The sequence below is a fragment of the Chelativorans sp. AA-79 genome (assembly GCF_029457495.1).
In the GTDB taxonomy this organism is placed as follows: Bacteria; Pseudomonadota; Alphaproteobacteria; order Rhizobiales; family Rhizobiaceae; genus Chelativorans.
Map to the genome: position 1 here is coordinate 4,850,001 of NZ_CP120361.1, position 12,260 is coordinate 4,862,260.

At 64.2% G+C, this 12,260-nt stretch carries 9 protein-coding genes (1 of these 9 only partly in view); 1 reads left to right on the forward strand and 8 read right to left on the reverse strand.

Features of this window, described 5'->3' with window-relative positions:
• Positions 1–526, forward strand: partial view of a M23 family metallopeptidase gene (locus PVE73_RS23625; protein WP_277364581.1) — the final stretch only. 1,406 nt of this gene lie to the left of the window's left edge; only the last 526 of its 1,932 coding nucleotides appear in the window; the start codon falls outside the window, past its left edge; it ends in the stop codon at positions 524–526.
• Positions 527–600: 74 nt separating this feature from the next.
• On the opposite strand, the gene PVE73_RS23630 is transcribed toward PVE73_RS23625, so the two are convergent.
• The 8 genes from PVE73_RS23630 to PVE73_RS23665 form a co-directional block, all read right to left on the reverse strand.
• Positions 601–2,076, reverse strand: coding sequence for a L,D-transpeptidase (locus tag PVE73_RS23630; protein WP_277364582.1), 1,476 nt, complete (start codon positions 2,074–2,076; stop codon positions 601–603).
• Positions 2,077–2,220: 144 nt separating this feature from the next.
• On the reverse strand, positions 2,221–2,580 hold the full coding sequence (locus PVE73_RS23635; RefSeq protein ID WP_277364583.1) for an MmcQ/YjbR family DNA-binding protein: 360 nt from the start codon (positions 2,578–2,580) through the stop codon (positions 2,221–2,223).
• A gap of 54 nt (positions 2,581–2,634) precedes the next feature.
• The gene (clpB, locus tag PVE73_RS23640) at positions 2,635–5,241 is read right to left on the reverse strand and encodes an ATP-dependent chaperone ClpB (RefSeq protein ID WP_277364584.1); all 2,607 of its coding nucleotides are present in this window, start codon (positions 5,239–5,241) and stop codon (positions 2,635–2,637) included.
• A 219-nt stretch (positions 5,242–5,460) separates the two neighbouring features.
• The gene (locus PVE73_RS23645) at positions 5,461–6,192 is read right to left on the reverse strand and encodes a DUF4167 domain-containing protein (RefSeq protein ID WP_277364585.1); all 732 of its coding nucleotides are present in this window, start codon (positions 6,190–6,192) and stop codon (positions 5,461–5,463) included.
• A gap of 265 nt (positions 6,193–6,457) precedes the next feature.
• A complete protein-coding gene (prmC, locus tag PVE73_RS23650; protein WP_277364586.1) occupies positions 6,458–7,372 on the reverse strand; it encodes a peptide chain release factor N(5)-glutamine methyltransferase in 915 nt (304 codons plus the stop codon).
• A gap of 1 nt (position 7,373) precedes the next feature.
• The gene (gene prfA, locus PVE73_RS23655) at positions 7,374–8,453 is read right to left on the reverse strand and encodes a peptide chain release factor 1 (RefSeq protein ID WP_277364587.1); all 1,080 of its coding nucleotides are present in this window, start codon (positions 8,451–8,453) and stop codon (positions 7,374–7,376) included.
• Between the two features lie 15 nt (positions 8,454–8,468).
• Positions 8,469–10,739 (reverse strand): phosphoenolpyruvate--protein phosphotransferase, encoded by a 2,271-nt coding sequence (gene ptsP / locus PVE73_RS23660; protein WP_277364588.1) that lies wholly within the window; start codon positions 10,737–10,739, stop codon positions 8,469–8,471.
• Between the two features lie 72 nt (positions 10,740–10,811).
• The gene (locus PVE73_RS23665; protein ID WP_277364589.1) at positions 10,812–12,086 is read right to left on the reverse strand and encodes an aspartate kinase; all 1,275 of its coding nucleotides are present in this window, start codon (positions 12,084–12,086) and stop codon (positions 10,812–10,814) included.
• Positions 12,087–12,260 lie beyond the last annotated feature (174 nt).

Below are 12,260 nucleotides of genomic sequence, written 5' to 3' on the forward strand. Positions count from 1 at the left end.
CAGCGCGCGTCCCTTCCTGCTGCGCAACCCGGTGCCGAACGGCCGCTTCACATCCGGCTTCGGCATGCGCCGGCATCCCATCCTCGGCTATTCCCGCCTGCACACTGGTGTGGACTGGGCGGCGCCACGCGGTACTCCCATCATCGCGTCCGGCGATGGTGTCGTGGAAAAGGCCGGTTGGTCCGCCGGGTATGGCCGCCAGACCATCATCCGTCATGCCAACGGGTACGAGACCTCCTACAACCACCAAAGCGCGATCGCCAAAGGCGTCGTGTCCGGCGCCATCGTGCGCCAGGGCCAGGTGATCGGCTATGTGGGCGCTACCGGCCAGGCGACCGGCAATCACCTTCACTACGAGGTGATCGTCAACAACCGCAAGGTCGACCCGATGCGCGTGCGCCTGCCCGACAGCCGCACACTCGAAGGCGAGACGCTCGAGGCCTTCACCCGCGAGCGCGACCGCATCGAAGACCTTCTGCAGGATAATTTCACCAGCCCCGTTCCCGTGGCCGGCATCTCCGAGTGATCCCTGCAACTGAAAACGGGTTTACGGACCGCGAATATCGGTCCGGATACCGCGGCTGAAGTGAAGCATTCGCGTTAGTCGGCGAACTCCACCGTGACGCCCGGCTTGACCCGCTTGGCCAGTTCCTCCGCGTCCCAGTTGGTCAGGCGCACGCAGCCGTGGGAATAGGTCTTTCCGATCTTCGACGGATCGGGCGTCCCGTGGATGCCGTAGGTCGGCTTGGAGAGCGCGATCCAGACCGAGCCGACAGGGCCGTTCGGCCCGGGCGGTATCGTCAGGACCTTCTCGTTGTTGCCCTGCTTGAAGTTCTTTTTCGGATTGTACGTGTAATTGGGATTGAGGGCCACCCGTTCCACCTGATGGATGCCCGAAGGCGACGGCGTGTCGGATGAACCGATCGTCGCCGGATAGGCGCCGATCAGCCTGCCGCTCTCGTCATAGAGACGCACCTGCTTCCGGTTCTTGTCGGCAACGATGCGCGCCACGGCGCTCGTCTCCGGCTTACCGGGATTGGCAACCTTGATGATGGTGCCGGGCCGGTTGAAATTGGCGCCCGGGTTGAGGTCGATCAGGAATTTCTCGTCCATGTGGAAACGTTCCGCGAGCATCTCGCTCACCCGCGTATAACTCAGGCGTTCCAGCTGCGCTTTCGCGCTGTAGTCCTCCGGCACGGATGCGATGAACGGTCCGGCGGCATCTTCCGAGGTGATGGTATAATCGATGAAGGCCGGTCCGCCCGTCCTTTCGAGCTCCGCCTCGATCCATTCCTTGTCGTAGGTCTTCAGGCGCTCTCGCGTGACCTCGTAGTAGGCCTCTATCGCCTTGTTGACATTGTCGCCGATGTGCCCGTCGATCACGCCGGGCGAAACCCCCGCGCGGTCGAGAAGCACCTGATAGGACGCCACATCCTCGCTCGCGCGGCGCGAGCCGGGGACGTTGATGTCGGGCGAGCCGGGCAGCGTGGGCTGCGGCTGCCGGACGCCTGGTGCATCGGGCAACGTTCCCCCGTCCGATGGCGGAGCCGATGCGAAATCCCCGGTGCCCGGTGGTGGAGCGAGAGGCGCACGCTTGATGCCGTCGGCGCCCGGCGGAGCGCCGTAATCATAGTCCGGCTGGTCGGGCGGCAACTCCCGGTCCTCGTAAGGATACTCTTCCGCAGGCGGATAGGCAGGATCCCCGTAGCCCGGTTCGGGAGTCCAGCCTCGCGCGATCGCCGCCTCGCGGTCGCGGTGGAAACGCTCCACATCTCTCGGATCAGTGAAATCATAGTCACGTCGCCCGGCCCGATAGTCCCGGAACTCGGGTCTCGGCGCGATCGGCTGCGGCTGCGCCAGCGGAGGCCGGATCTCCACGACTCTCCCGGTGCGCGGATCAACGACGATCTCACGTCCGTATTGGTCGATATAGACATCGAAATCATAGGCCTGAGCGAGTTGCACGACCGGGTCGTCCTGCCTTTCTGCGCGCGCCTCGACATCCAGGGCCGGTGCCGCGGCCAACGCCGGCGCGGCAAGAAGGCCGGAAAGAAATGCCAGCGGATATCTCTTCAAGTGCTGCTCCCCGACTTACCCGTCCGCGAAGGCGCGATTCGCGCCAATTCCACCTTGCGCGATACAAGATGAACCCGACATGAAAATGGCTAACAAAGCCTGACCGCGACGTCCGATACTCTGATCCGGGAGCCCTCACTGAGCCTAGGTCAATCCCAGCTCGACGCGAAGCTTTTTGGGCAGACCGGCGGCGACGAGCCGGTAGCTCGACAGGAGGTAGTCTTTCAAAGCCGCATCATCCATGGCTTCGCCGGTCTGCCGCTGGATCCACGTCATGCCGCGGGATGCGAGGTATGGCGCTGGCCTCAGGCACGGCTGCTCCTTGAGGATATCGTATGCCGGTTCGGAGCATTTGAAGGTGACGGCCAGTCTCTCGCCATGGCTCCAACCGCCGATGGCGAAAACCTTGCCGCCCACTTTCCAGACATGGGCGCCGCCCCACTGCACCACATGAGTGGCGTGGGGCAGAGACGCACAGAAACCGTTATACTCGTCGAGCAGCATCTCGCCCTCCCGCAATAGCCCGGTACGGATCTCCGCACCGGGCTTTCGGAACTATCATGCCGCCTGGGCTTCCTCGGCGTTCTTGCGGGGGCGAAAGATCAGCCGGTCGGAACCGGCGGTGACCTTCACGGTAGAGCCGTCGAAAATCTCGCCCATCAGGATCTTTTCGGCGAGCGGATCCTGCAGCTCCTTCTGCATTACCCGCTTCAGGGGCCGCGCGCCGTAGGCGGGGTCGTAGCCCTTCTCCGCGAGCCAGTCGATCGCCTCCTCGTCCAGGTCGAGGGTGATCTTGCGGTCTTCGAGCAGGCGTTCGATCCGCTTGAGCTGGATGCGCACGATGTCGCCCATGTCCTCCCGGCGCAGCCGGTGGAACAGGATGACTTCGTCCACCCGGTTCAGGAACTCGGGGCGGAAGGAGGCCTGCACCACGGCCATCACCTCGCTCCGCACCTTGTCCACATCCTCGCCCTCGGCGAGATTGACCAGATACTCCGCCCCCAGGTTGGAGGTCATGATGATGAGCGTGTTGCGGAAGTCGACCGTGCGCCCCTGGCCGTCGGTCAGCCGCCCGTCGTCGAGCACCTGGAGCAGAACGTTGAACACATCCGGGTGCGCCTTTTCGATCTCGTCGAAGAGGATCACCTGATACGGCCTGCGCCGAACCGCCTCGGTCAGGACACCGCCTTCCTCATAGCCGACATAGCCGGGAGGCGCGCCGATCAGCCGGGCCACGGAATGCTTTTCCATGAATTCCGACATGTCGATCCGCACCATCGCCTGCTCGTCATCGAACAGGAAGGCCGCGAGCGCCTTGGTGAGCTCCGTCTTGCCCACGCCCGTGGGGCCGAGGAACATGAAGGAGCCGATCGGCCGGTTGGGGTCCTGCAGTCCCGCGCGGGCGCGCCGTACGGCCTTGGAGACGGCCTGCACCGCCTCGCCCTGGCCGACCACGCGCTTCGCCAGCTCGTCTTCCATGCGCAGCAGCTTCTCGCGCTCGCCCTGCAGCATCTTGTCGACCGGGATGCCCGTCCAGCGCGAAACGATATGCGCGACGTGGTCCGGCGTGACGGTCTCCTCGACCATGCTCCGCGCGCCCTCCGTCGTGGCCTCGGCGTCCGCGAGTTTCTTCTCCAACTCGGGGATGCGGCCATAGGCGAGTTCGCCCGCGCGCTGGAACTCGCCCTTGCGCTGGGCGATCGCGAGTTCATTGCGGGCCTCGTCGAGTTGGCGCTTCAGATCGGCGGCAAGGCCGAGCTTGTCCTTCTCCGCCTTCCAGGTGTTCGTCAGGCGGCTTGATTCCTCTTCGAGCCCAGCGAGTTCCTTCTCCAGCTTCTCGAGCCGATCCTTGGAAGCCTCGTCCTTCTCCGCCCGCAGCGCTTCACGCTCGATTTTGAGCTGCATGATGCGACGGTCCACCTCGTCCAACTCTTCCGGCTTGGAATCCACCTGCATGCGAAGCCGGGAGGCGGCCTCGTCCACGAGGTCGATCGCCTTGTCGGGCAGAAAGCGGTCGGTGATGTAGCGGTTCGACAGATTGGCCGCCGCCACCAGCGCCGAGTCGGAGACGCGCACCTTGTGGTGCTGCTCGTATTTTTCCTTCAGGCCGCGCAGGATGGAGACGGTGTCCTCCACGGTCGGCTCATCCACGAACACCGGCTGGAACCGGCGGGCGAGCGCAGCGTCCTTCTCCACGTGCTTGCGGTACTCGTCGAGCGTCGTGGCGCCCACGCAGTGCAGCTCTCCGCGCGCCAGCGCCGGCTTCAGGAGGTTGGAAGCGTCCATCGCGCCATCGGCCTTGCCGGCGCCCACGAGCGTGTGCATCTCGTCGATGAAGAGGATGACGCCGCCGGCCGCGACCTGGATTTCCGAAAGCACGGCTTTCAGCCGCTCCTCGAATTCGCCGCGATATTTGGCGCCCGCAATCAGCGCGCCCATGTCGAGCGCCATCAGTTGCTTGTCCTTGAGCGATTCGGGCACATCGCCATTGACGATGCGAAGCGCGAGGCCCTCGGCGATAGCGGTCTTGCCCACGCCGGGCTCACCGATCAGAACCGGGTTGTTCTTGGTACGGCGCGAAAGCACCTGTATCGTGCGGCGGATCTCGTCGTCACGGCCGATCACCGGGTCGAGCTTGCCCGCCCGCGCCTCCGCGGTCAAATCCCGTGCATACTTCTTGAGCGCGTCATAGCCCTGCTCGGCGCTCGCCGAATCGGCGGTGCGGCCCTTGCGGATGTCGTTGATGACCTGGTTCAGCGCCGTGGGTGTCACGCCGGCATTGGCGAGGATCGTCGCGCTCTTGGCGGATTTCTCCATGGCGAGCGCCGTGAGCAGGCGCTCCACGGTGACGAAACTATCGCCGGCTTTCTTGGCGAGTTCCTCCGCCGTGGAAAAGACCTTGGCGAGCGGTTGCGCCATATAGAGCTGCCCGTTTCCACCCTCGACGCGCGGCAGGGCATCCAGCGCCGCCTCGACGCCGAGCTTCACGTCGCGCACGCGTCCGCCGGCGCGCTCGATGAGGCTCGCCGCAAGGCCCTCCTCATCGTCGACCAGCACCTTCAGAATGTGCTCGGGCGTGAACTGCTGGTTATTTCTGGACAGGGCAAGCGTTTGAGCGGACTGAATAAAGCCGCGCACGCGCTCGGAGTATTTCTCAATGTTCATTTCTCGCGTCTCCATCTCCACGCCGGACCCGCAACGCGGCGTCCAACAGGCTAATGTGACGGACCCCCAAGGGCGTTGATCAGGGTCAACGCCCGGCAACGGCAGGTCCAACCAATCGAGATATGGGAGCTTTCGGAAAGAGACACAAGATCACTGCACAAACACAAAACGGCGAGCAAATGCCCGCCGTTTTCAGTTTACTGGTTGCCGTGGCAACCGTCAGTTTTGTGCTGCTGCTTCCTCGGTAGGACCGGCGGCCTCGGCCTGCTGCGCTGCCTCGTCGGCTTTCTTGGCGCGTGGCTTGCGGATGCGCTTTGGCTTAGGCGTCGGCGCCTCTTCCGCGACGCTCTCGGGAGCGGCTTTCGCGGCAGCCGGCTCAGCCTCCTGTGCCTTCTCCGGTTTATCGGCTGCGGCCCGCTCGCCGGCGGCCGCCTGTCCGTTGGCCCCCGGATGCGCACCGTTTCCACCACGGTTGCGGCCGTTCGAGCGGCCATTGCCGTTCGAACCACCCGCCTCGCGATTGAGCGCCACCTCGGCGGGCATCCCGTCGATCACGGGCTGCGGTCCCGAGCCGTCATTGACGGCGGGCGCGGCTGGCTTGTTGTTGAAGTTCGGAAAACCGAACGCTTCCTGCTCCTCGCGCTCATCGAGATCGTCCGAATCATCGTCTCGGCTCTCGCGCATGTTCTGCTGCGGCTGCACCTGCGCCTGGGCGGCGGCGATGAGCCGGTTGTAATGTTCCGCGTGCTGCAGATAGTTTTCCGCGATCACCCGATCGCCGGAGCTCTGCGCATCGCGAGCAAGCGTGGTATATTTCTCGGCGATCTGCTGCGCTGTACCGCGGATCTTCACATCCGGGCCATTGCTTTCGTAGCTGCGAGTGAGCGGATTCGGGCCCTTTCGGTTATTCCCGCGTCCGCGCATGCGCCTGTTCTGCTGTTGTGGCCTCATTCCATTCTCTTTTTCGAGACGACTATAGATTTTTCGCGTGTTGATCGGCTGAGAAAACGAGCGCAGAGGTCGTTTCCGTTAAATTACCCCCTCGCGGTCTGCCGCATCCTAAAGGCGGCCGCAAAGCCACTCTATCCGCTTCGTATCCACTTGCCCGATGATCCCCGCACGAAGCATATGCGTCGAAAACGCGTTTAAGCAGTCTGTCCGCGGGAACCGAATCGAAAACGGCGCTGCCTGCTTCGTCTCATCGGCAGGCGCGAACCTAGCGGCATTCCGCCACTTTGCCAAGTGTTTTTTCGGCATGTGTTCTTTCGCGCACAGGTGCGAACAGAAGGGCCCGGTCTCGCCTGCCCAAGTCGCGCGCAGTCTTGAGAACCGCGTAGTCCTCGGCGGTGAAAATCCCGGCTACGGCTGCTTTCTGGTCGTAACCCGTTTCCACGGCTACAAAGCCTTCCCTCGTCAGGCGGTCATATGCTTCAGCGGCGATCACCCGATAGGGTGAAAGCCCGTCCGGGCCTCCATCGAGCGCCACCTTCGGATCGTGCTCGCGCACCTCGCGCGGCAAGGTCTCCAACTCGGCCGTGGGGATATAGGGCGGATTGGAGACGATCAAATCGAACTGGCCGTCAACACTTTCGAACCAGTCGGATCGCAGAGCGACAAAGCGCTCCGCCACACCATTCATGTCGGCATTGCGGTTTGCGGTTTCAAGGGCGTCGGCTGAAATATCGGTGCCGACGGCTTTTGCCTGAGGCACGGCGCTCAGAAGCGCGAGCGCGATGGCCCCGCTTCCGGTACCCAGATCGAGGATGCGGCATGTCCCCTTCGCCGCCGCGATCCGCCGTGCTTCCGGCAGTGCGAGGTCCACCAGCGTCTCCGTATCCGGCCTGGGCTCCAGCGTCCCGGGGGAAAGCGTAAGCTTCAACCCGTAAAATCCGCGATGGCCCAGAATCCGATGGACCGGCATGCCGGTGATCCGGCGATCCACCGCAGCCATCACCTGCTCCGCCGTCGCGCTTTCCACCTCGCAACCGGGATGCGTGATCGCCTGCGTCTGGGTCGTATCCGAAAAATGCTCGACGATCAGTCGCGCCTCGAGCGCCGGATCGTCCACGCCCGCATTCGCCAGCCGCTGCTTCGCCTCCCGCAACAGCCAGGCCAGCGTGACCGGGGGCATCTCAGGTCTCCGCGCCTTCTTCGGCGAGCAGTTTCGACTGGTGGTCGGCGACCAGCGCGTCGATGACCTCGTCCAGCTCACCCTCCATCACCCGGTCGAGCTTGTAGAGCGTGAGGTTGATCCGGTGATCGGTGACGCGGCCCTGTGGAAAATTGTATGTGCGGATGCGCTCGGAGCGATCTCCGGTGCCGACCTGCAGGCGCCGCGTCTCCGATCGCTCGCTGGCCGCTTTTGTGCGTTCGGCGTCGAAAAGCCTCGCACGCAGGATCTGCATGGCCCGGGCTCGGTTCTGATGCTGCGACTTCTCCGCCTGAACCACGACGATCCCGGTCGGAACATGCGTGATGCGGACCGCCGAATCAGTCGTGTTGACGTGCTGGCCGCCGGCACCGGATGCACGCATCGTGTCGATGCGGATGTCCTCGGGGCGGATATCCACATCGATCTCCTCCGCTTCGGGCAGCACGGCCACCGTGGCGGCCGAGGTATGGATGCGTCCCTGCGCTTCCGTAGCGGGCACGCGCTGGACCCGGTGCACGCCCGATTCGAATTTGAGCCGCGAAAACACCCCTCGCCCGGCCACCGTCGCGATGATCTCCTTGTAGCCGCCCGCCTCGCCCTCGCTGGCGGAAACCACCTCGACGCGCCAGCCGCGCTCACCGGCATAGCGTTCATACATGCGGAAAAGATCTCCTGCGAAGAGGGCCGCCTCGTCGCCGCCGGTTCCGGCACGGATCTCCAGGATCGCGTTCTTCTGGTCCGCCTCGTCCTTGGGCAGAAGCAGAAGCCGCAACTTTTCGCCGAGATCCTCTATCCGGCCTTCCACCGCCTCGCGGTCGGCTTCCGCAAGCTCACGCATCTCGCGGTCGATCGCTTTGTCGGCAAGCATGGCCTCGAGATCACCACGCTCGCCTTCGGCCTTCCTGAGCGCCCGGATGTTGCTCGCGATCTCCTGCAGTTCGGCATATTCGGAAGCGAGCTTGACATAGGCCTCCGGAGTGGGGCCGGCCGCCATCTGCGTCTCGATCAGCTCGAAACGCTTTAGAACCTGGTCCATCCGTTCGCGGGGCAGCTCGGCCATAAGTCGCCTTAAATCTCAGAGGGGAATTTCGTTTTCGCTGGCAAACTGCTTCAGCTCGGCGCGGATATCGGTCTTCGAACCGTGATTGGCAAGAGCCTCTTCCATCCGCTCACTCAAATCCTGCAAGGGCAGTTCACACAGCATGGCCTTGACCGGGCCGATAGAAGCCGGGTTCATCGAGATGGACCGATAGCCGATGCCCAGGAGCGCCATGGCCGAGATCGGCCGGCCCGCGAGCTCTCCGCACAGCGTCACCGGCGTATGCGTCGCCTGTCCTGCCTGGGCGATCTGCCTCAGCACACGCAGGAAGGGCACGCTGAGCGGGTCGAAGCGGTCGGAGATCAGCGTGTTGCCGCGGTCCGTGGCGGTCACGAACTGGAAAAGATCGTTGGAGCCGACCGAGACGAAATCCACTGCCTGCATGAACTCCTCGAGTTGCCACAGCAAGGCCGGCACTTCGATCATCGCGCCGAGCTTCAGGCTGGTGGGCAGGAGATAGGCGAAGCGAGAGAGATGCCGCACCTCGCGGTCGATGATGGCGCGCGCCCGCCGCACCTCGTCGATCTCCGTCACCATGGGCAGCATCAGCTTGAGCTCGCGTCCGCCGGCTGCCTTCAGCAATGCGCGGATCTGCGTGCGCAGGAGCCCCGGGCGGTCGAGGGTCAGCCTGATCGCGCGCCAGCCGAGTGCGGGGTTTTCCTCATGCTGGGCGCCCTTGAAATAAGGCAGAACCTTGTCGCCGCCAATATCGATGGTGCGGAAGGTGACGGGCTTGCCCTCCGCCGCGTCGAGCACCTCCCGGTAAAGCCGTTCCTGAGCTTCCACGCGCGGGAAGGTCGAGGCCACCATGAACTGCAGCTCGGTGCGGAAGAGGCCGATCCCGCCCGCACCGGATTGTGCAAGCTGCGGCAAGTCCACCGCGAGCCCCGCGTTCATCAGGAGCTGGATCGGAACGCCGTCCTTCGTCACCGACGGACGGTCGCGCAATTCGCGGTAGAGCTGTTGTCGCCGCGCCCGGAAGCGCACCTTTTCCGCATAGGCCGTCTCGATGTCGGTCTGAGGACGCAGATGCACCTGCCCGTCCTCACCGTCGACGATAATCGCGTCGCCATTCTCCGACATGGCGACGGCGCCCTTCACCTGACCCGCGGTGGGCAGACCGATCGCCCGTGCGACGATCACGATGTGGCTCGTGGGCGCGCCGTCCTCGAGCACAAGGCCGCGCAGGCGCTCACGCGGATAGTCGAGCAGTTCCGCCGCTCCCATGGAGCGGGCGACGAGGATCGCATCCTTCGGCACGATCTCCGACAGAGCGTCCGGCCCGCGCCCCATGAGCTGGCGCAAAAGCCGGTTGGCCAGATCGTCGAAATCGCTCATGCGCTCGCGCAGATACGGATCGGTCATATGCAACATGCGCGCGCGCATGTCGCTCTGCACCTTTTCCACCGCCGCTTCCGCGGTGAGGCCGTTGCCCACCGCCTCTTCCAGCCGTCGCACCCACCCGCGGTCGTTGGCGAACATGCGGTAGGCCTCGAGGACCGCCCTGTGCTCGCCCTCGAATGCGACGTCGCGCCGTGAGAGCATGTCGTCGATGGAAAGCCTGAGCGAGGAGAGCGCCACTTCGAGCCGCTCCAGCTCGCGTTCGCTGTCCTCGTTGAAGAGATTCGTGACCACCACGCGTGGCTCGTGCAGCACGACATGGCCGAGCCCCACGCCGTCATTGAGCGGCAGTCCCCTGAAGCTGACGGAGCGCCTGAGGTCGAGCTCGATGCCGGGCCGGGTGAGCCGCGCGAGATCGCCCGTGGCGATCATCTCCGCCACCACCATGGCGACGGTCTCCAGCGCCTCCAGTTCATCCTCGCGATAGTGCCGCATGGTTCGGTTCTGCACCACGAGCACGCCGAGCGTGCGCCCTGCCCTCAGCACGGGCACGCCGAGGAAGGAGTGATAGATCTCCTCACCCGTCTCGGGCAGATAGGCAAAGGCGGGATGTTTCTGCGCGTCGGAAAGGTTGAGGGGCCGCGCACTGGCGGCGATCGTGCCCACGAGCCCCTGGCCGAGGCGCAGTTGCGCCAGGTGGACGGCAGTCGGATTGAGGCCCTCCGTCGCATAGAGCTCGAGGACGGAGTCGGCGCGCAGGACGTAGAGCGAGCAGACTTCCGCAACCATATTCTGCGCGATCTCGCGCACAATGCGGTCGAGCCGCTCCTGGGGCTCGGCCACCTCCGCCATCAGTTCGCGCAGTCGCCTCAGCAGAACACGCGGGCCGCCGGCTGTATCGCGCATCGGACCTTCTCCAAAGCCTCACGGGCGCTGCCGGGCTGGCAGCGCCGACGACAAGGTTAAAGACATTTGTCCTTAATGCTTATCGAGACCGTAGACGGAATGCAAAGTCCGCACCGCCAATTCGGCATAAGGACCATCGATCAGAATAGAAATTTTGATCTCTGAAGTCGTTATGGCACGGATGTTGATGCCTTTTTCAGCAAGTGCCCTAAATGCAGTCGCCGCCACGCCCGCATGGCTGCGCATCCCGATGCCGATCACCGAAACCTTCACCAGGCCCGATTCGGACTGGACGGCGTCGAAGCCCACGCTCCCGCGCACCTTCTCGAGCACGCTGAGGGCTTTTTCCACGTCGCCCGTCGGCACCGTGAAGGTGATGTCGGTTTTCGAGCCGTCCTCGGAGATGTTCTGAACGATCATGTCGACATTGATGTTGGCCTCGGCGAGCGGCCCGAAGATGCCGGCGGAGACCCCCGGCCGGTCGGCCACCCGGCGCAGCGAGATCTGCGCTTCATCCTTGGCATAGGCGATGCCGGTGACGACTTGCTGTTCCACGATTTCTTCCTCGTCGCAAATGAGCGTGCCGGGCGGGTTGACGAAATCGCTCATGCCCGGCGCGTCGGGGTCCTCGAATGACGATCTTACGAAGGTTCTGACCTTGTGCACCATGGCAAGCTCGACCGAGCGCACCTGCAGCACCTTGGCGCCGAGCGAGGCCATCTCCAGCATCTCTTCGAAGGAGATCTTCGAGAGCCGCCGCGCTTTGGGCTCGATGCGCGGGTCGGTCGTGTAGACACCGTCCACGTCCGTGTAGATGTCGCAGCGGTCGGCATGAAGCGCGGCCGCGATCGCCACCGCGCTGGTGTCGGACCCGCCGCGCCCCAGCGTCGCGATGCGGTTGTCGGGCGCAAGGCCTTGGAAACCGGCCACGACGGCGGCTTGCCCGCGCTCCATGCGGTTGATGATCTCGCTGCCGTCGATTTCCTGGATGCGCGCCGCGCCATGGGCGTTGTCCGTGCGGATCGGGATCTGCCAGCCCTGCCAGGAACGCGCGTCGACGCCGATCGACTGCAGGGCGATCGCCAACAGGCCGCTCGTCACCTGTTCGCCGGACGCGACGATCGCATCGTATTCGCGTGCATCGTAGAAGGGCGAATTGGGCCCGCCGACTTTCGGCATGCCCTGCACCCAGCCGACGAGTTCGTTTGTCTTTCCCGCCATGGCCGAAACCACGACCGCGACCTGGTGTCCGGCATCCACCTCGCGTTTCACATGGCGCGCCACATTGTGGATGCGGTCGAGATCGGCGACCGAGGTCCCGCCGAATTTCATCACGATGCGCGCCATGGTCGTGAAAGATGCCTTTTTTTGCCGCAGGGGTTGACCCTGCCTGAACCGTCGGAATTCCAAGCTGCCGCCACGGCGGCGGGGTCTCAATATCCAAAGGAGCAGCGTTCTGCAAGCAAGCGAAGGCTTGACATGAAGCGCCTCTCAACCGACTTCATGCTGTCGCGAGAGGAG

Bases quoted from the DNA above. Each gene is read 5' to 3' on its own strand.
- PVE73_RS23645 (WP_277364585.1), bottom strand. From the start codon at position 6,192: ATGAGGCCACAACAGCAGAACAGGCGCATGCGCGGACGCGGGAATAAC.
- PVE73_RS23635 (WP_277364583.1), bottom strand. From the start codon at position 2,580: ATGCTGCTCGACGAGTATAACGGTTTCTGTGCGTCTCTGCCCCACGCC.
- prfA (WP_277364587.1), bottom strand. From the start codon at position 8,453: ATGGCCGAGCTGCCCCGCGAACGGATGGACCAGGTTCTAAAGCGTTTC.
- prmC (WP_277364586.1), bottom strand. From the start codon at position 7,372: ATGCCCCCGGTCACGCTGGCCTGGCTGTTGCGGGAGGCGAAGCAGCGG.
- PVE73_RS23665 (WP_277364589.1), bottom strand. From the start codon at position 12,086: ATGGCGCGCATCGTGATGAAATTCGGCGGGACCTCGGTCGCCGATCTC.
- clpB (WP_277364584.1), bottom strand. From the start codon at position 5,241: ATGAACATTGAGAAATACTCCGAGCGCGTGCGCGGCTTTATTCAGTCC.
- ptsP (WP_277364588.1), bottom strand. From the start codon at position 10,739: ATGCGCGATACAGCCGGCGGCCCGCGTGTTCTGCTGAGGCGACTGCGC.